This is a genomic window from Streptomyces sp. NPDC020379 (assembly GCF_044387105.1).
Classification (GTDB): domain Bacteria; phylum Actinomycetota; class Actinomycetes; order Streptomycetales; family Streptomycetaceae; genus Streptomyces.
Genome location: NZ_JBIRVR010000013.1, coordinates 78,897 through 100,574, shown reverse-complemented (window position 1 = coordinate 100,574; position 21,678 = coordinate 78,897). Strand labels below are relative to the sequence as shown.

At 71.9% G+C, this 21,678-nt stretch carries 21 protein-coding genes, 1 tRNA gene and 1 other RNA gene; 12 read left to right on the top strand and 11 right to left on the bottom strand.

Going from position 1 to position 21,678, the window contains the following annotated elements:
* Nucleotides 1–27: 27 nt before the first annotated feature.
* From ACH427_RS18735 to ACH427_RS18725, 3 genes are all read right to left on the bottom strand, one after another.
* Nucleotides 28–636 (bottom strand): hypothetical protein, encoded by a 609-nt coding sequence (locus ACH427_RS18735; protein WP_398870597.1) that lies wholly within the window; start codon nt 634–636, stop codon nt 28–30.
* Nucleotides 637–806: 170 nt separating this feature from the next.
* The gene (locus ACH427_RS18730) at nt 807–1,451 is read right to left on the bottom strand and encodes a class I SAM-dependent DNA methyltransferase (protein ID WP_398870596.1); all 645 of its coding nucleotides are present in this window, start codon (nt 1,449–1,451) and stop codon (nt 807–809) included.
* Nucleotides 1,452–1,591: 140 nt separating this feature from the next.
* Nucleotides 1,592–1,679: transfer RNA gene (locus tag ACH427_RS18725), tRNA-Ser, on the bottom strand.
* Nucleotides 1,680–1,790: 111 nt separating this feature from the next.
* Here ACH427_RS18725 and ffs point away from each other — a divergent pair.
* From ffs to ACH427_RS18700, 5 genes are all read left to right on the top strand, one after another.
* An RNA gene (ffs, locus tag ACH427_RS18720) (signal recognition particle sRNA small type) lies at nt 1,791–1,885 on the top strand.
* Nucleotides 1,886–1,962: 77 nt separating this feature from the next.
* Entirely contained in the window at nt 1,963–4,203 is a 2,241-nt protein-coding gene (locus ACH427_RS18715) for a DNA polymerase III subunit gamma and tau (RefSeq protein WP_398870594.1), read from the top strand.
* Nucleotides 4,204–4,389: 186 nt separating this feature from the next.
* Complete coding sequence (locus tag ACH427_RS18710; RefSeq protein ID WP_398870593.1) at nt 4,390–4,746, top strand: YbaB/EbfC family nucleoid-associated protein; 357 nt, start codon at nt 4,390–4,392, stop codon at nt 4,744–4,746.
* Nucleotides 4,747–4,816: 70 nt separating this feature from the next.
* Entirely contained in the window at nt 4,817–5,416 is a 600-nt protein-coding gene (gene recR / locus ACH427_RS18705) for a recombination mediator RecR (RefSeq protein WP_398870592.1), read from the top strand.
* Nucleotides 5,409–6,065 carry a DUF5063 domain-containing protein gene (locus tag ACH427_RS18700; protein WP_398870591.1) on the top strand — a complete coding sequence of 219 codons (657 nt, stop codon included), beginning with the start codon at nt 5,409–5,411 and terminating at the stop codon, nt 6,063–6,065. Before recR ends, ACH427_RS18700 begins: the two co-directional genes overlap by 8 nt.
* A 19-nt stretch (nt 6,066–6,084) precedes the next feature.
* On the opposite strand, the gene ACH427_RS18695 is transcribed toward ACH427_RS18700, so the two are convergent.
* A complete protein-coding gene (locus tag ACH427_RS18695) occupies nt 6,085–6,843 on the bottom strand; it encodes a hypothetical protein (RefSeq protein WP_398870590.1) in 759 nt (252 codons plus the stop codon).
* A 283-nt stretch (nt 6,844–7,126) separates the two neighbouring features.
* Here ACH427_RS18695 and ACH427_RS18690 point away from each other — a divergent pair, with 283 nt between their 5' ends.
* From ACH427_RS18690 to ACH427_RS18670, 5 genes are all read left to right on the top strand, one after another.
* On the top strand, nt 7,127–8,398 hold the full coding sequence (locus ACH427_RS18690; protein WP_116213049.1) for an aspartate kinase: 1,272 nt from the start codon (nt 7,127–7,129) through the stop codon (nt 8,396–8,398).
* Nucleotides 8,395–9,495, top strand: a complete 1,101-nt coding sequence (locus tag ACH427_RS18685) for an aspartate-semialdehyde dehydrogenase (protein ID WP_398870589.1) — start codon at nt 8,395–8,397, stop codon at nt 9,493–9,495. The genes ACH427_RS18690 and ACH427_RS18685 overlap by 4 nt, the downstream gene beginning before the upstream one ends.
* 373 nt (nt 9,496–9,868) lie before the next feature.
* Nucleotides 9,869–10,444, top strand: a complete 576-nt coding sequence (locus ACH427_RS18680) for a SigE family RNA polymerase sigma factor (protein ID WP_398870588.1) — start codon at nt 9,869–9,871, stop codon at nt 10,442–10,444.
* Complete coding sequence (locus ACH427_RS18675; RefSeq protein ID WP_398870587.1) at nt 10,441–11,625, top strand: hypothetical protein; 1,185 nt, start codon at nt 10,441–10,443, stop codon at nt 11,623–11,625. The genes ACH427_RS18680 and ACH427_RS18675 overlap by 4 nt, the downstream gene beginning before the upstream one ends.
* A 72-nt stretch (nt 11,626–11,697) precedes the next feature.
* Nucleotides 11,698–12,606, top strand: coding sequence for an SURF1 family protein (locus tag ACH427_RS18670; RefSeq protein WP_398870585.1), 909 nt, complete (start codon nt 11,698–11,700; stop codon nt 12,604–12,606).
* On the opposite strand, the gene ACH427_RS18665 is transcribed toward ACH427_RS18670, so the two are convergent.
* Together ACH427_RS18665 and ACH427_RS18660 are read right to left on the bottom strand one after the other, a co-directional pair.
* Nucleotides 12,533–14,335, bottom strand: a complete 1,803-nt coding sequence (locus tag ACH427_RS18665) for a prolyl oligopeptidase family serine peptidase (RefSeq protein WP_398870704.1) — start codon at nt 14,333–14,335, stop codon at nt 12,533–12,535. The two genes, ACH427_RS18670 and ACH427_RS18665, sit on opposite strands and share 74 nt — an antisense overlap.
* Nucleotides 14,336–14,590: 255 nt before the next feature.
* Nucleotides 14,591–15,478 carry a phenylalanine 4-monooxygenase gene (locus tag ACH427_RS18660; RefSeq protein WP_398870584.1) on the bottom strand — a complete coding sequence of 296 codons (888 nt, stop codon included), beginning with the start codon at nt 15,476–15,478 and terminating at the stop codon, nt 14,591–14,593.
* 595 nt (nt 15,479–16,073) lie between these two features.
* Between ACH427_RS18660 and ACH427_RS18655 the strand changes: the two genes are divergently transcribed.
* The gene (locus ACH427_RS18655) at nt 16,074–16,967 is read left to right on the top strand and encodes a DUF4190 domain-containing protein (protein ID WP_398870583.1); all 894 of its coding nucleotides are present in this window, start codon (nt 16,074–16,076) and stop codon (nt 16,965–16,967) included.
* A 57-nt stretch (nt 16,968–17,024) separates the two neighbouring features.
* Here ACH427_RS18655 and ACH427_RS18650 read toward each other — a convergent pair whose 3' ends face one another.
* From ACH427_RS18650 to ACH427_RS18635, 4 genes are all read right to left on the bottom strand, one after another.
* Nucleotides 17,025–18,248, bottom strand: coding sequence for an amidohydrolase family protein (locus ACH427_RS18650; RefSeq protein WP_398870582.1), 1,224 nt, complete (start codon nt 18,246–18,248; stop codon nt 17,025–17,027).
* Between the two features lie 68 nt (nt 18,249–18,316).
* A complete protein-coding gene (locus tag ACH427_RS18645; protein ID WP_398870581.1) occupies nt 18,317–19,447 on the bottom strand; it encodes an MAB_1171c family putative transporter in 1,131 nt (376 codons plus the stop codon).
* Nucleotides 19,444–19,959 carry a hypothetical protein gene (locus tag ACH427_RS18640; RefSeq protein WP_398870580.1) on the bottom strand — a complete coding sequence of 172 codons (516 nt, stop codon included), beginning with the start codon at nt 19,957–19,959 and terminating at the stop codon, nt 19,444–19,446. The genes ACH427_RS18645 and ACH427_RS18640 overlap by 4 nt, the downstream gene beginning before the upstream one ends.
* Nucleotides 19,960–19,968: 9 nt before the next feature.
* The gene (locus tag ACH427_RS18635; protein ID WP_398870579.1) at nt 19,969–20,427 is read right to left on the bottom strand and encodes a helix-turn-helix domain-containing protein; all 459 of its coding nucleotides are present in this window, start codon (nt 20,425–20,427) and stop codon (nt 19,969–19,971) included.
* A 242-nt stretch (nt 20,428–20,669) separates the two neighbouring features.
* Between ACH427_RS18635 and ACH427_RS18630 the strand changes: the two genes are divergently transcribed.
* A complete protein-coding gene (locus ACH427_RS18630; protein WP_398870578.1) occupies nt 20,670–21,320 on the top strand; it encodes a response regulator in 651 nt (216 codons plus the stop codon).
* A gap of 109 nt (nt 21,321–21,429) precedes the next feature.
* On the opposite strand, the gene ACH427_RS18625 is transcribed toward ACH427_RS18630, so the two are convergent.
* Nucleotides 21,430–21,627: a hypothetical protein gene (locus ACH427_RS18625; protein ID WP_398870577.1), complete on the bottom strand. Its 198-nt coding sequence runs from the start codon at nt 21,625–21,627 to the stop codon at nt 21,430–21,432.
* Between the last annotated feature and the right edge of the window lie 51 nt (nt 21,628–21,678).

Genomic DNA, 21,678 nt, shown 5'->3' with positions numbered 1-21,678 from the left:
GCGGCCGAGAGCCGTACCGCGGACGGCTCACTCGGCCGGCGCCGCCACCACTGGCGGACCCCGACGGATCACCGCGTGACGCAGCAGGAACTGCCCCGTCCGCCTCTCCTCGCCGTCGCGCCGCCGGACCGGGGCGCCCGACGGAGGTGCCGGCAGCCCCGCGATGGCATGCCACCAGGCCACGAGCCCGGGGATGACCGTGGCGACCTGGCGCAACAGCGACCAGATGGCTGCCTCACCGCAGCGCAGCCACCAAGCGGCAACCAACGCCGCCGCAGCATGCGCCACGATCGCCCGGCCGCTCTCACCGTGGTGCACGAGCGCCATGGCCGGATGTGACATGCCTGACATGCCCGGCACCTGCGCCATGGTTGTTCCCGGGGCCCCCGGGGCGGCGTCGAAGAGCATGTGAAGTGCGACCTGGACGATGCCCATGGTGCCGACGATCCCCGCCAGTGACCGTTCACGTCCGCCCATCAGGCAGCTCAGGGCGAAGACGGCTGCGAAGCCGACGCCCTGGGCCCACGCGGAGGGCGTTTGCCGGCAGGCGATGCTGTGCCCGGCGGCTGCGAGCGTCACGCACACCGTGGCGAACACGGCGGCCCGCAGGCTTCGCAGCACCATCGATGCGCACACGCCAACACGTCCCTTCCCGCGGGGTCGGGCGCAGCCGTCCCAGGATGAAGGCGATGAGAGCGCGGCACCAGTGCCCGGTATCCGATGAGCCTGCCAGGGCGGGCTCATCGGCTGCTTCCCCAGCGCGTGAAGCAGTCCGTGCGCCCTCCGCAGCCGCACGATCCGCCCGGTTACTGCCGGCGCATGAGCAGGTGGCCCCGGCGGTACCGCTCCTCCTCGCGGGGCTCGCGCAGCATCCGGCCGACTTCGGCGAAACCGGCCTCGTCGGCCAGTGCGGCGAGGCCATCGATCGGCCATCGGTAGGCGGTCGCCACCTTGTGGTCGAAGGCCGTCACCGGCTCGCCCTCGGAGTCGAAGAAGGCGAGCAGCAGGTGCCCGCCCGGGGCCAGCACACGCGAGAACTCGGCGAAATACGAGGCCATTACCTCCGGCGGGGTGTGGATCACCGAATACCAGGAGACGATGCCGCCCAGTGCGCCGTCGACCATGTCCAGCGCGTCCATGGAGCCGACCTCGAACCGCAGGCCCGGGTATGCCTCGCGGGCCTGGGTGATCATGGCCGGGGACAAGTCGACGCCGAAGGCGTCCAGGCCCAGGTCCCGCAGGTGTGCGGTCACGTATCCGGGGCCGCAGCCCAGCTCGGCGACGGGACCGCCCCCAGTGGCCTGTACGAACTCGGCGAAGGCGGCGAGCACGGCGCGGTCCAGCGGAAGAGGGGCGAGTCCGTTGCGGACGAAATTCGCGTAGCGGACGGCAACGCTGTCGTAGGCGTCCGCGGTCGCGCGGAGGTGCGGGGAGAGGGGGAGGTCGGTCACGGGGGGCGAGACTAGAGCTTGTGTGATCAGGGCCGGCAGTCGGCCCGTCTCCTGGCCAACTGCAACCAAAACTGCAACCAGACAAGCAGAAGGCCCCGGCCGGTTTCCCGGTCGGGGCCTTCAAGTGCCCGGTGAGGCACTGGCGGAGGATACGAGATTCGAACTCGTGAGGGGTTGCCCCCAACACGCTTTCCAAGCGTGCGCCCTAGGCCTCTAGGCGAATCCTCCGCCGCAAACAATACAAGACGTGGAGGGGTGCTCGCGAACACGTTCTGCCGGGGTGGGGGTGAGGTGGGGGAGGGGGCACGAGCAGGGGTGGGGATCGGCTAGGCTGGGGGGCAAGCCCCTCACGTGGCGCTATCTCACCGAACTCCCCCAGGGCCGGAAGGCAGCAAGGGTAAGTGGGCTCTGGCGGGTGCGTGGGGGGCCCTTGTGTTTCCCGGGGCTGCCCCGGGCGGGCGGTCCCTGTGATCGAGACCACTTGTCAGTGGGGCCCGATATCGTCGTAGGTGTGTCGTCCCTCGCGCTTTACCGCCGCTACCGCCCCGAGTCCTTCGCAGAGGTCATCGGGCAGGAGCATGTCACCACCCCGTTGCAGCAGGCGCTGCGGAACAACAGGGTCAATCACGCATATCTGTTCAGCGGGCCGCGCGGCTGTGGCAAGACGACCAGCGCGCGCATCCTCGCCCGCTGTCTGAACTGCGAGCAGGGCCCCACGCCCACGCCCTGCGGTGAGTGCCAGTCCTGTCAGGACCTCGCGCGCAACGGCAGAGGTTCGATCGACGTGATCGAGATCGACGCCGCCTCCCACGGTGGCGTGGACGACGCCCGTGAGCTGCGGGAGAAGGCGTTCTTCGGCCCCGCCTCCAGCCGGTACAAGATCTACATCATCGACGAGGCCCACATGGTCACCTCGGCGGGCTTCAACGCCCTGCTGAAGGTGGTGGAGGAGCCTCCGGAGCACCTGAAGTTCATCTTCGCGACCACGGAGCCCGAGAAGGTCATCGGGACGATCCGGTCGCGTACGCACCACTATCCGTTCCGCCTCGTGCCCCCGGGCACGCTGCGCGAGTATCTCGGCGAGGTGTGCGGCCGGGAGGAGATCCCCGTCGAGGACGGCGTGCTGCCGCTGGTCGTCCGGGCGGGCGCGGGGTCCGTGCGTGACTCGATGTCCGTGATGGACCAGCTGCTCGCCGGTGCCGCCGAGGACGGTGTGACATACGCCATGGCGACGTCCCTCCTCGGTTATACGGAGGGCTCGCTGCTCGACTCCGTCATCGACGCCTTCGCGGCGGGCGACGGCGCCGCTGCCTTCGAGGTCGTCGACCGCGTCATCGAGGGCGGCAACGACCCCCGCCGCTTCGTCGCCGACCTGCTGGAGCGGCTGCGTGACCTGGTGATCCTCGCCGCGGTGCCCGATGCCAGGGAGAAGGGGCTCATCGACGCCCCGGCGGATGTCGTGGAGCGCATGCAGGCGCAGGCGTCCGTCTTCGGCGCCGCGGAGCTCAGCCGTGCCGCCGACCTGGTCAACGAGGGGCTGACGGAGATGCGCGGCGCGACCTCGCCGCGGCTCCAGCTGGAGCTGATCTGCGCGCGTGTGCTGCTCCCCGCGGCGTACGAGGACGAGCGCTCGGTGCGGGCCCGGCTCGAAAAGCTGGAGCGCGGGGCGCTCGCGGGCGGCTTCACGGGCGGGGGCGCCCCCGCGGGGTACGTCCCCGGGCTCGAGGCCCACGGCGGGGCGCCCGTCCCGGGGCTCTCCGGGCCTGCGGCCGCGCGCGCGGCGGTCTCCGGAGGCGCTCCTGTGGCTCCTGCGGCCCCTGCTGCTCCTGTGACACCCCCGCCCGCCGCCCAGCCCCCCCAAGCTCCGGCCCAGCCCGCCCCCGCCCCCGCTCAGCCGAGCGCGCCCACCGGAGCCTGGCCCTCCGCGGCCGCGCCCGGCGCGGCACCCCAGCAGCAGAGCGCCCCGGCCGCGGCCCCCGCCGCGCGGACCGCCGGCGCCTGGCCCTCGGCCGCCGCTCCCGGCCAGGGCACCGGCCAGGGAAGCAGCCAGGGCAGCGTCGGCGCGTGGCCGTCCGCCGCCGCTCCCGGCCAGGGGGCCCCCGCGGCGCCCGCTCCGGCCTCGTACGGCGGTCCCCAGCAGGCCGCCCCGCCGGCGCAGCCCTCCGGGGACGCGAGCCAGGTGCGGCAGATGTGGCCGCAGATCCTGGAGGCGGTCAAGAACCGCCGCCGTTTCACGTGGATCGTGCTCAGCCAGAACGCGGACGTCGTCGGCTTCGACGGGACGACCCTCCAGATCGGCTTCGCGAACGCCGGCGCGCGGGACAGCTTCGCCAACAGCGGCAGTGAAGAGGTCCTGCGGCAGGCGATCACCGACGCGCTCAGTGTGCAGTGGAAGGTCGAGCTCGTCGTCTCGCCCGGCGGTGGCGGGGGCGGTGGCGCTCCGGTCGTGAATTACGCGGGTACGCACGGTTCCGGCGGCGGCCAGGGCGGCCCCGCGGCCGCGCCCCCCGCCTCCCCGGGCTTCGCGGCGCGGCCCCCGCAGGCCCCCGCGGCGCCTCCCGCGCGGGAGCAGCGCCAGGGCCCGCCCCCGGCGGCGCCGGTCCACCGGGAGCCGGAGCCCCCGCCGGTCGCGCCGGAGGACGACATGCCGGAGGAGGACGACCCGGATCTGGTCGACTCCGCGCTGACCGGCCACGACCTGATCGTCCGCGAGCTGGGCGCGACGGTGATCGAGGAGATCGCCAACGAGTAGGTACGGGCGGCGGGGCGCCCTCATGGTTCCGGCCTCGGGGGCGCGCGGCGGGCCCGCTCACGCCCCGCCGGCGGTCAAGCAGCGGATCGAACAGGATGCGTAGCTGTAGACCATAGGGCGCAGGCAGCGGCGAACACGTAGGCTCGGGCTACCGAAGGTTTGACGTCGACAGCCAGGAGCGAAACCGTGATCCCCGGTGGTGGCCAGCCCAACATGCAGCAGCTGCTCCAGCAGGCCCAGAAGATGCAGCAGGATCTCGCCGCGGCCCAGGAGGAGCTCGCGCGCACGCCCGTCGAGGGCACCGCGGGCGGCGGTCTCGTGAAGGCCACCGTCACCGGCGCCGGTGAGCTGCAGAACCTGGTCATCGACCCCAAGGCCGTGGACCCCGAGGCGGGGACCGCCGAGGAGAACGCCGAGACGCTCGCCGATCTCGTCGTCGCCGCCGTCCGCGACGCCAACGCGGCCGCCCAGCAGCTCCAGCAGGAGAAGCTCGGCCCGCTGACCGCCGGTCTGGGCGGTGGCCTGCCCGGTCTGCCGTTCTAGCACCGGAAACCGCCGGCCCGGAAACCGCCGGCCGGAAGACAACCGCAGAAGCAGAAGGAGTGTTCGATCCGTGTACGAAGGCGTGGTCCAGGACCTCATCGACGAGCTGGGCAGGCTGCCCGGTGTCGGTCCCAAGAGCGCGCAGCGGATCGCCTTCCACATCCTCCAGGCCGAGCCGGCCGACGTCCGCCGGCTCGCGCACGCCCTGACCGAGGTCAAGGCGAAGGTCCGCTTCTGTGCCGTCTGCGGCAATGTCGCCCAGGAGGAGCGGTGCCGGGTCTGCCAGGACTCGCGCCGCGACCCCGCGGTGATCTGTGTCGTGGAGGAGTCCAAGGATGTCGTCGCGATCGAGCGGACCCGTGAGTTCCGCGGTCGCTATCACGTGCTCGGCGGGGCCATCAGCCCCATCGAGGGCGTCGGCCCCGATGACCTGCGCATCCGTGAGCTGCTCACGCGGCTCGCGGACGGCACCGTCACCGAGCTGATTCTCGCCACGGACCCCAATCTGGAGGGGGAGGCCACCGCCACGTACCTCGCGCGCATGGTGAAGCCCATGGGTTTGAAGGTCACGCGGCTGGCCAGTGGTCTGCCTGTGGGTGGCGATCTCGAATACGCCGACGAGGTCACGCTCGGGCGTGCCTTCGAAGGGAGACGACTTCTCGATGTCTGACGCAACGCTGCATGACGCCAAGCGCGATCCCGACGATTTCGCCGTCCAGATCGCGGATTCGATCGAGAGCTTCATCGTCGCCGTGGCCGAGGTGTCGCGCGGTGACGAGCCGGACAGCGCCGTGCCCTTCCTGCTGCTGGAGGTCTCCCAGCTCCTCCTCACCGGCGGCCGGCTCGGCGCGCACGAGGACTTCCTCCCCGACGAGCGCTACGAGCCGGATGTCGGCCCGGAGCCGGACGTGGACGAGCTGCGCGAGCGGTTCGCCCGGCTGCTGGACCCCGTGGACGTCTACTCCGAGGTCTTCGACCCGTATGTCCCGCGCACCGCGCCCGTCGCCTGCCGGATCTCCGACGACCTCGCCGACATCATCACCGACCTGCGGCACGGCATGGCCCACTACCGCGACGGCCGGGTGAGCGAGGCGCTGTGGTGGTGGCAGTTCTCCTACCTCTCCAACTGGGGACCCACGGCCTCCGCGTCGCTCCGGGCGCTGCAGTCGCTGGTCGCGCACGTGCGCCTGGACCAGCCGCTGGACGAGCTGGACGGCCTGGACACGGACGCGGCGGCCACCGAGGAGCAGCTGGCCGAGGAGGCCGGGCGGGTGATGGCGGCGGAAATAGGGGGCCCGCTGGGGCTCCACCGCTCCTGAGACGCCCGGATCCCGGCGGTCAGCCGCCGGACGGTACGAGCGCGTTCGCCTCGTCCGCCCGCTTGCGGTGGCGGACGAGGGTGAGGGCGGCCCAGGCCGCCAGGGGCACGGTGGCCACGCCCGTGATCAGCAGGGGTTTCCCCACGCCGTGGACGTACCACGGTGACGCGGCGCCCAGCAGGGCGGCGAGGAGGGCCGCCGCCGACGGGACCGCGAGCTGCCGGGGCGAAGGCCGCGGCGAGTCCGTGGAGCGCCGGCCGAAGCAGTAGGCCGCCCAGAGGGAGCCCGCGGCCGCGGGCAGCAGCGCCAGGGCGAGCGCGTACGGCAGGCGGTAGCCGTTCCGCGGGTCGTCGTGCGTGGCCTCCCGCATGTTGCGGAAGTCGACATAGCGGCTCTTGTGGTGCCAGTAGGTGACGGTCACCCGGTCACCGGGCTTGACCTTGTGGGCGACGCGGGGCCGTCCGGCCATCCGGATGCGGTGTGCGGTGCCGTCGTCCTGGGTGACCGAGAGCCACCACTGCGTCGAACTGCCCGAGGTCACCGTCTCGGTCCCGTCCACGGTGGCCGTCTCCGGCCGCAGGCACTTCTTCGACACCGCGTCGGCCCGGCAGGAGGCGGCGGCACGGAAGTGCCGCGCCTCGGCCCGCGCGCCGGGCACGGTGACCAGCAGCAGATACGCCGAGGCGATCGCGCAGACCGCGCCGGCCACCGCCGCGACCAGGGTCGACCGCCGCCCTGTACGGGCCCTCGCGGGGGCGGGCGGGCGCTCGGCGCTCACCGCGAGCTCAGCAGCATGCGCATGTTCCGCAGCGCGGAGCAGAAGTGCTTGATCATCATGCGGGTATTTTCCCCCGGCCTTTTTGTGGATCATCCCTCGCCCCGGCCTGGGCCCGGGCGGCGCGGGGGGTGTGAGCTGGGTTACCTTCGAGCGTGGGAGCGGACACGGCGGGCAGGGGGACCGCCGAGGGCGAAACCGTCTCAGCATGCGGTATCCGCATGGCCGAAAGCAGTCGCTCGTTAGACTGAGCCGACCGCATTACACATAGCTGCGAGGAGCGCACGTGGGCCTTGTCGTGCAGAAGTACGGAGGCTCCTCCGTTGCCGATGCCGAGGGCATCAAGCGGGTCGCCAAGCGAATCGTGGAAGCCAAGAAGAACGGCAACCGTGTGGTTGTCGTGGTTTCCGCGATGGGTGACACGACGGACGAGTTGATCGATCTCGCCGGGCAGGTTTCCCCGATCCCTGCCGGGCGCGAGTTCGACATGCTGCTGACCGCCGGGGAGCGCATCTCCATGGCGCTGCTGGCGATGGCGATCAAAAACCTCGGTCACGAGGCGCAGTCGTTCACCGGCAGCCAGGCCGGGGTCATCACCGACTCGGTCCACAACAAAGCGCGGATCATCGATGTCACGCCGGGGCGGATCCAGCAGTCCGTCGACGCGGGCAATATCGCGATCGTGGCGGGCTTCCAGGGTGTGTCCCAGGACAAGAAGGACATCACGACCCTGGGCCGGGGTGGCAGTGACACCACCGCCGTGGCGCTGGCCGCCGCGCTGAACGCCGAGGTGTGCGAGATCTACACCGATGTGGACGGTGTCTTCACCGCGGACCCGCGGGTCGTGAAGAAGGCCCGGAAGATCGAGTGGATCTCGTTCGAGGACATGCTGGAGCTGGCGAGCTCCGGGTCCAAGGTGCTGCTGCACCGGTGCGTGGAGTACGCACGCCGTTACAACATCCCGATCCACGTGCGCTCGTCCTTCTCGGGGCTCCAGGGCACCTGGGTCAGCAACGAACCGCGAGGGGACCAGCCGATGGAGCAGGCGATCATTTCGGGTGTTGCCCATGACACCTCCGAGGCCAAGGTCACGGTCGTCGGGGTGCCGGACAAGCCGGGCGAGGCGGCGACGATCTTCCGGGCGATCGCGGATGCCGAGATCAACATCGACATGGTCGTGCAGAACGTCTCGGCGGCGTCCACGGGTCTGACCGACATCTCCTTCACCCTGCCGAAGACCGAGGGCCGCAAGGCGATCGAGGCGCTGGAGCGGACGAAGGACCGGGTCGGTTTCGACTCGCTGCGCTACGACGACCAGATCGCCAAGATCTCGCTGGTCGGCGCGGGGATGAAGACGAACCCCGGGGTCACCGCGACGTTCTTCGAGTCGCTGTCGAACGCGGGGGTGAACATCGAGCTCATCTCGACCTCCGAGATCCGTATCTCGGTGGTCACGCGTGCCGACGACGTGAACGAGGCCGTGCGCGCCGTGCACACCGCCTTCGGCCTGGACACCGAGAGCGACGAGGCCGTCGTCTACGGAGGCACCGGTCGATGACCGGCACCGGCCCCGCGGCCCGTATTCCCTCGGGGGGTACGGGCCGTAGGCCGACCCTCGCCGTCGTCGGCGCCACGGGCGCCGTCGGGACGGTGCTGCTCGGCATCCTGTCGCAGCGCGCGGACGTGTGGGGCGAGGTCCGTCTCGTCGCGTCCGCCCGCTCGGCGGGCCGGAAGCTGACCGTCCGGGGCGTGGAGACCGAGGTCCTCGCGCTGAGCGAGGAGGTGTTCGAGGGCGTCGACGTCGCGATGTTCGACGTGCCGGACGAGGTGGCCGCGCGGTGGGCGCCGGTGGCCGTGGCCAAGGGCGCGGTCGTCGTGGACAACTCCGGGGCGTTCCGGATGGATCCGGACGTGCCGCTGGTGGTGCCCGAGGTCAACGCGCAGGCGGCGCTCCTGCGGCCGCGCGGGATCGTCTCCAACCCCAACTGCACCACGCTGTCGATGATCGTCGCGGTGGGCGCGCTGCACGCCGAGTTCGGGCTGAGCGAGCTGATCGTCTCCTCGTACCAGGCGGCCTCGGGCGCTGGACAGGCCGGTGTGGAGGCGCTGCGGGCCCAGCTGGCCGCGGTCGCGGGCACGGATCTGGGCGGGCAGCCGGGTGATGTGCGGCGGGCGGTCGGTGACGACCTGGGGCCGTTCCCGGCGCCGCTGGCGCTGAACGTGGTGCCCTGGGCGGGTTCCCTGCGGGAGGCCGGCTGGTCGTCCGAGGAGCTGAAGGTCCGTGACGAGTCGCGGAAGATCCTGGGGCTGCCGGAGCTGCGGGTCAGCGCGACCTGTGTACGCGTACCGGTGCTCACCACGCACTCGCTGGTCGTGCACGCGCGCTTCGAGAGGGACGTGACCGTGGAGCAGGCGCACGAGATCCTGGCCAACGCGCCGGGCGTGGTGCTCGTGGACGACCCGGCCGAGGGGGAGTTCCCCACCCCCGCGGACGCGGTGGGCACGGATCCGACCTGGGTGGGCCGCGTGCGGCGCTCGCTGGACGACCCGAAGGCCCTGGAGCTCTTCGTCTGCGGTGACAACCTGCGCAAGGGAGCGGCGCTCAACACCGCCCAGATCGCGGAGGTCGTGGCGGCCGAGCTGACCGTCCCCTGACCGGGAGGACTCGTGAAGGTCCTGTGATCAAGTCGTTGGTCCGGACCTCTTGAGCTGGGCAGATGGTGTGTTCGACTATTCACACCCTGTCCGACGGTGTGGCCACGGCCCCGCACCGCAACCGCCGGCGGGGCGGGGAGCGTCTTTGATGCCGTCTCTCGGGGTGGCACCAAAATCGGGGCATCGAGGAAGAGCTGGTACGCATGAGGGCATATGACGCGTCGTCGAGCGGTGTTCCGTCGGACGGGCTGCCCCGCGCGTACAACCCTGACGGGGGGAAGCGTGTCCAACAGGCGTGGCAGAGGTCATCAGCATCGCAACCGCCCCGCGGCGCAGCAGTGCAGTGCGTCCGCGTCCGCGCACGCCGGGCGGTATGCCGGTGATCGCTCCCTGGCCGGCCACCCCCACCACCCAGCTGCCGCCCCAGCGCGGGGACGCTGACGAGGCGATGGCAGCGGGCACCACAGTCGACCACCTCACCGAGACCTACCGCGCCCATTACCGGTCGCTGCTCGGCCTGGCGGCGCTGCTCCTCGACGACACCGCGTCCTGCGAGGACGTGGTGCAGGAGGCGTTCATCCGGGTGCACTCCGCGCGCAACCGCGTCCGGGAGCCGGAGAAGACCCTCGCCTATTTGAGGCAGACTGTCGTCAATCTGTCCAGATCGGCGCTGCGTCGCCGCATCCTCGGGCTGAAGCTGCTCTCCAAGCCGATGCCCGACATGGCGAGCGCCGAAGAGGGCGCGTACGAACAGCTGGAGCGAGACCAATTGATCACCGCGATGCGCGGACTGCAGCGCCGCCAGCGTGAGGTGCTCGTCCTCCGCTATTTCGCCGACATGACCGAGGCCCAGGTCGCCGAGACCCTGGGCCTCTCGCTCGGGTCGGTCAAGGCATACGGCTCCCGGGGCATCGCGGCCCTCCGTGTCGCCATGGAGGCTCCGGCATGAACCAGCAGTTTCCCGGTGGCCCCCCGCACGGCGAGGGCCCGGCCCCCGGCGGTTCCGGCGACGGCGGCCCGGGCGAGGGCCGCGGCGGGTGGCCGACGCCCCCCGGAGCGCCCGAGCGCGAGCCGGGCCCGGCCGGGGTGCCCGGAGGCGACTCCCCCGAGTCACTCGACGAACAGGCCCTGCGGCGGCTGCTGCGCGGCGCGGTGGGCGACATCGAGCCCTCCGCCGACGCGCTGGAGCAGCTGCGCCGCGCCGTGCCCGCCCGGCGCACGCGACGCCGCCAGGCGCTCGTCGGCCTCGCGGCCGCAGTGATCCTCGGCGGCACGGCGCTGCCCGCGCTCCTGCACGTCGCGGACACCGGCACCACCACCGACGAACGCCACGCCAACACCGCCAGCGCGCACAACGCCCAGCCGGAGACCGACGAGGGCCTGAGCGACGGCGTTGTCGAGGGCAGCGGGCGGTCCCGGCCGGACGCCCCCGCGGGCAAGGACCGGCAGCCGGACGACGGCCGCAAGCCCGAGGGCAACAAGCCGGACAACGAGATCAAGCCGTCCGGCTCCCCGAGCGGCATCGTCCCCGACCCCGCGAACACCTTCGCGGCGGTCTCGCCCACGTGCGACCGCGACCAACTGGGCAAGGGCTCCGGCACGGTCGGCGCCGCCGACAAGGACGGCCGGGTCTACGGCGCCTTCCGCGTCGTCAACATCTCCCGCTCCGTCTGTACGGTGGCGGGGCCGGGCACCGTCGCCGCCAGCGCGCGCGGCAGCGCCGACAGCGCGCGTGTCTCCGTCGTGGACCACACGCCGGGCGACGCCGCGACCGGGCTGCCCAACCCGACCGCGGAGCCCAGCGAGGTCATCCTCCAGCCCGGCCAGGCGTACGAGGTGAGGTTCGCCTGGATCCCGGCCCCCGACGGCGGCCCCACCGGCTGCGCGAAGAACACGGGCGGGGCCACGCCCACCCCGGGCGGTGGCAGCGCGGTGCCCTCGACGTCGGCGGGCGCCGCCGCCGAGGGGAACAAGCCCTCGGTCTCCGACCCGCCTCCGCCGCCGCCCCCGCCGAGCGTGGTGCTCAGCCACACTCCGGACGTCGGCGAACCGGCGATAGCGGACACGAAGATCAACGACGCCTGCGCGGGCACGGTCTACCGCACGGGCCCCCTGGCCACGGCGCCGTAGCGAGGGCTCCGGCCCGGCCCCGGATCCGGGGGCGCTGGCCGGGAGCGGGCGCCCTGCCCGTACCGTGGGGGTGTGTATCGGTTCCTGCTGACTTCCCGCTGGTGGGGGATCAACGCCTTCGCCGTGCTGTCCATCCCCTTCTGCCTCTTCATGGGCAGCTGGCAGCTCGGCCGCTTCGAATCCCGTGTCGACTCGCACCGCGCGGCGCAGACGCAGGCCGATGACGCCCGATCCGCGGCGGCCGAGCCACTGGCCGACCTGCTGCCGGTCAGCACCGTGACCTCCGGCCGCCAGGCCGTCGCCAGCGGGCGCTACGACGCCGGGCACCAGTTGCTCGTCCCCGACCGGGAACTGAACGAGCGCAAGGGCTTCTACGTCCTCACCCTGCTGCGCACCGACGGCGGCAAGGCCCTGCCCGTCGTGCGCGGCTGGCTGCCCGGCGACCCGGACTCCCGGTCGGACGCCGCCGCCGTCCCCGCCCCGCCGGCCGGTCATGTCACCGTCACCGGCGCCCTCCAGTCCGCGGAGACCCCCGGTTCCATGGGCGTACGGGCGGACAGTGGCCTGCCCAAGGGACAGGTCGGCATCATCAGCGCGGCCACGCTGGTCAACCTCGTGCCGTACGAGGTCTACGACGCGTGGATCACGACGCCAAAGGCCCAGGGGGCGATGACGCCCGTGCCCGCGGCCGCCGCGCCCGGCAGCGGTCTGGACCTCAAGTCCTTCCAGAACCTCGGCTACACCGGTGAGTGGTTCGTCTTCGCCGGCTTCGTCGTCTTCATGTGGTTCCGGCTCTTCCGCCGCGAGGTGGAGGCCGCCCGGGACCTCGCGCTCGGCATCGCCCCGGACGAGCCCGCGGGACCGGCCGGCCCTGCCGGCGGCGACGGCCCCACGGGCGGCGACGGCCCTACGCCTTTGAGCGGTCCGGACGGCGGCCCAGGTGACGCTCCGCAAAAGCGATCTCCAGCCGGAGCTGCTTGACCCGCTCCTCCACCACCAGTGAGCCGTGGCCCGCGTCGTAGCGGTACACCTCCAGGGGGTGGGAGCGCTCCTTCAGCCGGTCGACGTAGTTCTCGATCTGCCGGATCGGGCAGCGCGGGTCGTTCATGCCGGCCGAGATGTAGACCGGCGCGCGCACGTCGTCGACGTATGTCAGCGGTGACGACGCCGCATAGCGCTCCGGCACCTCCTCCGGGGTGCCGCCCAGCAGCGTGCGGTCCAGAGCCTTCAGCGCCTCCATCTCGTCGTGATAGGCCGTCACATAGTCGGCGACGGGCACGGCCGCCAGGCCGAGCGCCCAGGCGTCCGGCTGGGTGCCCAGGCCCAGCAGGGTCAGATAGCCGCCCCACGAGCCGCCCGAGAGGACCAGCCGATCGGGGTCCGCGAGGCCGGAGGCCACGGCCCACTCCCGCACCGCCGCGATGTCCTCCAGCTCGATCAGGCCCACCCGGTGCTTGAGGGCGTCCGTCCAGGCGCGGCCGTAGCCGGTCGAACCGCGGTAGTTGACCCGGACCACCGCGAAGCCGTGGTCGACCCAGGCCGCGGGGCCCGCGGCGAACTCGTCGCTGTCGTGCCACGTCGGGCCGCCGTGGATGTCGAAGACCGTCGGGAAGGGGCCCTCGCCCTCCGGCTTCTGCACCAGGGCGTGCACCTTGCCGCCCGGCCCCTCCACCCAGGCGTCACTGACGGGGACCGAGTGCGGGGCGCGGCCGATGCCGCCCGGCACGCGCGGCGGCTCCAGCACGAGCTGACCACTCGTGGACCGGACGGCGGGCGGCGTCGCCGCCGAGGACCACAGGAACTCCACCGTGCCGTCCGGCCGCGGCAGCGCTCCGGAGACGGTGCCCTCAGGGGTGTCGAGCCGGCTGAGAGTGCCGTCGGCCAGCCCGTACCGCCACAGCTCGCTGCGTGCCTGGAAGCTGTGCTCGACGAGCAGCGCGGAGCCGTCCGGATACCAGTCGGCGTGCAGGTCGCCGGGCAGATCGAGGGCCAGGGTGGTCTCCTCGCCCGTCGCCGCGTTCCACAGCATCGGCTCCCAGCGGCCGCGCCGCTGGTGCCCGATCAGCAGCCGGGAGTCGCCGTCGACCGGGGCGAAGCCCATGACCGCGAGCCCGAGCTCCTCCGTGCCGCCGCGGGTGTCGTCCAGCTCGGCGATGGTGGTGCCGTCGGTGCGCACGATGCGGATCGCCGAGTGCATGGCGTCGCCGTGCTCGGTGTGCTCGATGGCGATCAGGGTGCCGTCGTGGGAGAGGTCACCGACGCCCGCGGACTCCTCGTGGTGATAGATCTCGACGGGCTCCGCACCGGGGCGCGCCACATGGACTGTCGAGCCTCCCTTGTCCGTGGACCGGCCGACGACCGCGGTGCCGTCCCGGCCCAGGGCCAGGCCGCCGGGATAGGACGGGGCGAGGCCGGGCGCGGCCGGCTCGTCGGCCCCGCCGTGGAAGGGCTGGCGCATCCAGACGCCGAACTCGTCGCCGTCCGAATCGGAGAACCACCAGATCCATTCGCCGTCCGGCGACAGCACGCCGCCCGTCGTGCCGTTCGGCCGGTCGGTCACCTGGCGCTGCTCGCCCGTCGCGCGATCCCAGGCGTACAGCTCGAAGGTGCCCGTCACGTTCGAGACGAACAGCGAGCGGTCCGGGGCGTCCTCCGCCCACTGCGGCAGCCCGAGCCGCGGCGCCCGGAAGCGCTTCTCCCAGTCCGGCATGGCCGCTCGCGTCGCCGCCTCGTCCGTCGTGCCCCCCTCGGCCTGCGTGGTCCCGCTGGTCAGCTCGGCCCCGTTGCTCTCAGTCATGGCCCCATTCTGCGCCGCGGGTCCGACATCGTGTCGCGGGGTGCCACAGCCTGTGGATAACTTTCGCGGCCGAGGGGCCTCGGCGGTCTCCCCGAAGCGCCCCATCAGTACGGAACTCCAGCCCTCGATAAGGCCGTCGGCCAGGGGTATCGCCCAGCTCACCAGGGGTCAGGAGCGGTCGCCGCGGCTCGCGTGGACGGCCAGCCGCGAGCCTTCGTCGTCGTCGAAGTCCTCCAGGAACTCCGCGAGCACATCGGCGAGGTGCTCCGGCGACCGCGCGCGGAAGAGCACCGGCTGGTATCCCGAGACGCGGTAGTGCGTCCGCACCATGTCGGACGGGTCCAGCTCGCGGATCTCGCAGCGGCCCAGTTGCGCGAGCTCGCCGGAGGAGGAGAGCAGCGCCGCGCCGTACGCCTTGGTCTCCGCGCCATCGGCCATCACGCCGGACTCCAGCGTGAACCAGTACACCCGGCTGATCAGGTCCAGGGCCCGGCGCGTGCGCACCCGCAGGGCCGCGCGTCCGAAGAGGCGGTAGAGCTCGGCGAAGCGGGGTGACGCCAGGTGGATGCCGTGCCCGAACACGTCGTGGATCACGTCCGGTTCGGGCGTGTACAGCGGTATCGACGGATGGCGCACGAACTGTACGGCGTGGAAGTATCCGCTCGCCATCGAGCCGAGGAAGCGCCGGTTGTCCACGAAGCCCCCGGCGAGCGTGAACGCGAACCCGGTCAAGCGCCGCAGTTCGGCGCTCACTTCCTCGTGCTGGGGGATGTGGTCCGCGGGGATGGGAGCGCCCTCGGCGGCGGCCAGGATCGCGCGGTGCGCGTACAGGCGGTGGGCGTCGGCCAGCGCCGCGTGGACCGTGCGCCAGGTCGCGTGCTCGCTCTCGGTGTACGCCACGTGGGGCGAGGGGTCGCCCACCCGGTGCCCGCGGGCCGGTCGCGCCAGCGCCGCCCGCCGTGCCAGGTATTCCCGGTCGCGCCGCCCCGGGTGCTCCGCCGGTGTGCCCAGGCGCCCGTCCGGCGTGACGGGTGTCCGCGTCCACGCATCGCTCATGACACACAGAGTGCCCAAGTGGATCAGAAGCGTAACCAGCGCGATATCGGGGACAGTCGGTGGCCTCCAGGCGGCCGTGTCGTCCGGCGCGCGGGATACTCTTCGTCAAGGTTTGCCTAAAAGTTTGACAAAGGTGACAAGATCATTCGCACTGTCCCGGGCATCCGTACCACCCCGACCACCCACCCTGCCCCAGAAAGCCGCGTGCATGACCACCCCGTCGTCCACTCCTCCGCCGCAGTCCGGGACAGAGCCGTCGCCCGGGACCGAGCCCTTGCCGTCCGGGACAGAGCCGTCGCCCGGGACCGAGCCCTTGCCGTCCGGGACGGAGCCGTCGCCCGGGACTGAGCCGTCGTTCGGCACAGAGCCTCCGCTCGGTACGGAGCCGTCGCTCGCGAAGGAGCCCCTGCCGTCCGGCGCGGAGCCGGCTTCGTCCCTGACGGAGCCGGCCTCGCCCGCGACGGAGCGGCCTTCCTCCGCCACGGAGCAGGCTCCGGCCGGAGAGCAGACGGCTCCGGCGGCCGGGATCCAGGCTCCCCCGGCGCCCGGACCGCAGGTCCCGCCGTTCCCCGGCGCGCAGGTGCCCCCGCCCGGCATGCAGCCCCAGTCGCCGTTCGGGGCGCGGCCGGCCCCGGCACCCGGCATGCACGTACCGCCGCCGCACTGGGGCCTGCCGCCCGCTCCGCCGCTCGGCTTCCCCCCGCCGCCGCCCGTGCTGCCCAGCAACGGCGCCGGGATCACGGCGCTGGTGCTCGGCTGCATCGCGGTGACGACCGGGTTCGTCTTCTTCCTCTTCTGGCTCACGGCGATCCTGGCCGTCCTGGCCGTCGTGTTCGGCATCGTCGGCTGGAACCGCGCGCGCAACGGCCTGGCGTCGAACAAGCCGATGGCGATCGTGGGCACCGCGCTCGGCGGTGTCGGCATCGCCCTGTCCGTCGTCGGCCTGGTGCTGACCGTCTTCCTCGTCGGCGAGGTCAAGAAGGGGATCGACGAAGATGCCCGGGACCGCGATACGTCCGCCGGCGTGGAGCCTACGCCGTCCGAGGAGGAGGACGAGGACGACGGCCTGACGAAGCCGGACGCCCAGACCCTCGACTTCGGCAAGACGGCCCGCTACGCGAACGGCCTCAAGGTCACGGTCGCGCAGCCGGAGAAGACCGAACTCAGCGGGTACAGCGCCAAGGAGGGGTACGTCGCCTACAAGGTCGAGGTGACCGTCGAGAACGGCACGGACAAGACCGTGGACCTCGACCTCACCTCGGTCAAGGCGCGCGACGGCGACGGCGCGGGCCTGGAGCGCACCTTCGACACCCGCAACGGCATCGGCTTCAGCCAGGGCATCACCGGCCGCCCGCACGCGGGCACGTCGGTGAGCGGCACCTACCTCTACCTGGTGCCCGAGAAGAAGGCCGGCGCCCGCATGGAGGTCAGTGTCGAACCGGCCGTGGTGGCCTACAAGGAAGCCGCCTGGAGCGGCTCGGTCAAGTAGCCGCGCGCTGTGTGTGAGGAGGGCCGGAGCGGTACACCGCTCCGGCCCTCCTTCCGTCTACGCCCGGTCCGCTCCGGCGAGCCGGGTCAGAGCGCTCTCCGGGACGTGCGGCCGGCCCCCGGCCAGCACGAGGCGGACATCGCGCAGGGCCTCCAGATCGTCCAGCGGGTTGCCGCCGACGACGAGGAGGTCGGCGCGGTGCCCCGCGGCCAGTCGCCCGGTCTCCTCCGCGATGCCCAGGGCGCGCGCGGCGTCGACGGTCGCCATGTCGATGATCCGCGCCTCCGGGAAGCCCAGGTAGCGGAAGAACTCCAGGCTGCCCACCAGGTTGTCGAACTCCGCGCGCGGCACGCCCGCGTCCGTACCGGCGATCAGGGACACCCCCTGCTCGGCCATCCAGCGCACGCGCGCGAACAGCACGTCGGCCCGCTCGTAACCGAACCGCTCGGCGAACGCCCGCCAGTTGGGGCTCGCCGCCGGGCACACCTGGATCCCCTTGGCGGCGATGTCGGCGACGACGTCCTCACGGGCGTCGAAACCGCCCTCCGTCATCCATGTGCAGTGCTCGATGGTGTTCACCCCGGCGGCCACCGCCGCGGCGATCCCCTCCGTGCCGTGCGCGTGCGCGGCGACCGGCAGGCCGAGGGCGCGGGCCTCCGCCACCACGACGCGGAGCTCTTCCTCGGTGAACTGCGACTCCCAGGTCGCGTGCCCGCCCTTGGTCAGCCCGCCGCCCGTGGCCATGACCTTGATGACGTCGGCGCCGTCGGCCGCGTTGCGGCGCACCATCGCGCGGATGGCCTCCTCGCCCTCGACCTCGCCGCCGAGGAACCAGCAGTGCCCGCCCGGCACGGTCAGCGGCCGCCCGGCGGCGAGCACGCGCGGGCCGGGCACGTCGCCCCGGGCGATCGCGTCCCGCAGCCGCATCGCGAGCGCGCCGCGGTCGCCGAGGTCGCGCGCCGTGGTGACACCGCTGCGCACCAACTGCCCGGCCCGCTTGGCCATGCCCAGGAGCAGACCGGCCTCGTCGCTCTCCTGGAGGGCGCCGACCGGGTCGTCGCTCGCGTCGAAGGCGAGGTGCACATGGCAGTCGATGAGCCCGGGCAGCACCGTGGCGTCCGGCAGCGAAATCCGCCGCACGTCCTCCGGGACGGCCGCCTCGACCTCGGCCCGGGGGCCCACCGCGGCGATCCTGTCGCCCTGGACGAACACCGCGCCGTCCTCCACGCAGCCGCCGCCGGGCTCTGTCAGCACCCGTCCTGCCATGACCAAGAGGTCCATCACGCCACCATTTCCGTACGGGATCGCTTGCTTCATCTCTGTCCGCCGACACGGGAGTCGGACCGGGCTCACGCGGCTCTCAGCGCGTCCGACAGGGCCACCAGCTGCCGGACGTCGGCATCGAGCCCGTCGCCGTCCGGCATCGCCACGGGGATGGCCTTCTGGGCCGACTGGTCGTCCGGGTCGTAGGCCCGCAGCGCCAGCCGCAGCTTCTCCGCGAGTTCCTCCGGCGAGACGCTGCCCGGGGCGGCGTCGGCGAGGCCGAGGCGGGCGAGGTACGGGCTGATCCGCACCAGGCCGTCGCGGCACTCGATCACCCTGCGGTAGTGGCTCCGGTGGACGCTGCGGACGCGCAGCGCGTCCCGCCAGAGGTTGGTGGGGACGCGGCCGAGCGCGTCCTGCGGATACGCCTTGTGCAGCAGCAGCCAGAGCGGCCGCAGCCGGTGGTAGTTGCGGCGATGTTGCCACCAGACGCGGAACGCCGCGAGGCGGGTGGCGATGCCGGGGTAGGTCACACCGATGACGAACACCGGGATGGAGAGCGCGAGGAGCAGTGCGACACTCCGGGACAGCGGCCGCGGCACGTCCCCGCCGAGCCAGCGCACCAGGATGAACGCCGCCCGCGCGGCGCTGGAGAGCACCATGCCGGCCATCGCCCCGGCGGCCAGCCACAGCCCGGTGGCAAGGGGCCGCACCGAGGCGCGGGCGTAGCGCAGGGTCCAGGCGAAGGCGGAGGCCAGCGCGTAGGCCAGATAGAGACCGGCCACCAGATAGAAGAGGGCGACGTGCGTGACCCGCATGTCCGCGCTGGCGTAGACGTGCCCGGTCGCGTGGTTCGGGGTGAGCACGGTCAGCAGGGTGATCACGACGATCGTGGCCGACAGGGGGATCAGCTCCCACCGGGCGCGCCTGCGGCCCCGGTCGCTGTCCGTCGCCGAGTAGAGGTAGAAGCACATCAGGCAGTAGACCGTGCTGAGCAGCAGCACGTTCTGCACGAGCTTGGCGGCGCCGGCGAGTGTGACGGCGTCGAAGGCGTGGGCGGTCGCCGGGAGGCCGAAGGGGAAGGCGACGGTCGCGCACGCGAGGCACAGCGTGACGGCGCGCAGGGCGTGGTCGTGCGGCGCCTTCGACAGCTGGAAGGTCTTCCAGCACAGGGCGGTGACGAGGACGATGCCGACGATGACGGCGGAGGCGATCACAGCCACCCCTGCCGGTCTCCGAGGGCCGACTGCACCCGGCGCAGGGACGGGTCGCTCGGCGCTCTGGGGGTCACGCGGTCCAGGACGGAGGCCCATTCCAGGATGATGGTGGCGACCAGCTCGGCCTCGCGCTCGTGCTGCTCGTCGTAGGACGTACGGCGCAGGGCCCGCTTGATGGTGCCCAGGCACATGTCCGGGGCCATCTGCCGCCAGAATTCGTCGTCCGCGTCGTCGCTGTGGTGGTCGGCGAGAATGTGGCCCACCTCGTGCAGGATGATGTGATCCTGATGGATCTTGCTGGTCTCCTGCTGATACAGGATGTAATCCGCGGACGCGGTGGCGATCCAGACCCCGAACGGGCCGGGCATCGGCAGCGAGTAGGGCACCAGGCGAATGGGCCGCTGCCGCCGCTCACCGAGGAGTTCGCACAACTGCGCCACATCCAAAGGCGGCTGGATGTCCAGGGCGCGAAGCTCGCGCTTGCAACGGCGCCGTAGCTCCCGCTCTCTCACGTTCACTCCTCAGCCGGGGGAGTCCATTCCTCCCCGGCGTTCCGCTTGTTCCAGCCGGTAGACGACGTCCAGCAGATCCATGACCTGTTGGCGGCGCTCCTGGGACAGTTCACCGGCCCTCATTGCCATCAGCTTCACGTCTTGGCCGGCGGCATCCTCTTCCCGGCGCTCCTGCGCGGCCTTGAGAAGCTCCAATTGCTTCTCGACGCGGCTCGTCACCTCGTCGTCGAAGAAATACGCGGCGGGTACGCCGAAGAAGTCCGCGAGGGCCTGCACATGCTTGAGGGTCGGGTTCTGCTTCTTGTCCTTGCGGAGCTGCCAGATGTAGCTCTGCGAGATCGTGACGCCGCCCGCGCGAATGGCCTCGGCCACATGCTCGTTGCTGTACTCCTGGCCCCCTCTTGGCTTCACACTGGCGAAAAGGTGATTGAGCTTGTCGGCCAGGCTACGGCTCGCCCGCTCGCTCATGACGCCTCCCACGGCATCGCCCTCTTCTCCACCCGTGTAAACGTACATGGACTCCGCCGTTCTCACCACAGTTGAATCGCCCCGACCGCCGGGCTAAGCTCCGCCGGGAGTTCCACTCAGGTGAATGTCGTGGATCGGCGCACTTGCATATGAGTCTAGAGCGGTGGGGCTCGTGGCCGCTGAGAGGGGCGCCGCCCCGCCGTGTGACGGCGGACGGGGCGCGGGTTCCGTTGGGGGGATTTGTGGTGGTACGACTGGTGGTCGCCGATGGTCAGGACGCGATGCGCGCGGGGGTCGTGAGCGTCCTGGAGGGGGATCCGGACATCGAGGTGCTGGGGGAGGCGCGGACCGGCGAGCAGGCCGTGGGAATGAGCGAGGCGCTCAATCCGGATCTCGTCGTGCTGGACGCCTATCTGGCGACGGCCGGAGGGATCGAGGCGACCCGGCGCATCGTGGAGCGGGGGTGCGACGTCCTGGTGCTGACGGCGCTGGGGCTGGCGGCACACGTCAGGCGGGCCCTTCAGGCGGGCGCCGTCGGATTCATGCTCAAGGACGCCACCCCGGCCCAACTCGTGCAGGCCGTACACCTGGTGGCGAGCGGCCAGGGATTCATCGATCCCACCGTGGTCCGTTCCTTTGTGCACGCCGTGTCGGTGAAACCGCCGGAGACCTCGCCGGCCGTCGGACTGCCCGGCCTGGGATCGCTGACCCGGCGGGAACAGGAAGTCGCGTGCTATCTGAGCAAGGGCCTGTCCAATGTGCAGATCGCCCGCCGGATGCAGGTGGCGGAGAACACCGTGAAGACCCATGTGAGCCGCATCCTGGCGAAGCTGGGACTGAAGAGCAGGATCGAGATAGCCCTGCTGACCCAGGAACTCTCTTTGACCGCCTGACGCCTGACGCTTCCAGGCGTGCGAAAAGGGCCGTATGCCGTGAGCGTGAAAGGGCCGGATGCCGTGCTGTGCGCACCGCATCCGGCCCCGGCGTTCTCCCGGTGGCCGACTACGCTCCGGCGCTCCGGTTCTTCCGGCTCCGCCAGGCATTTCCGGCCGTGGCGAAGAGTACGACGGAGAGGGCTATGAGCACCGCGCGCGGCGCGGTCTCCTGGAAGACGACCGCGCCGACCGCCGCCGCGACTCCGGCCAGGGCGGCGATGAGGACCAGCGGGGAACCCCCGTTTGCCGACGCCTGCTGTTCCATGTGAGTTCTCCGTCCTCCGGCTGCCGCCGTCGTGCTGTTCCTTGTCACCGG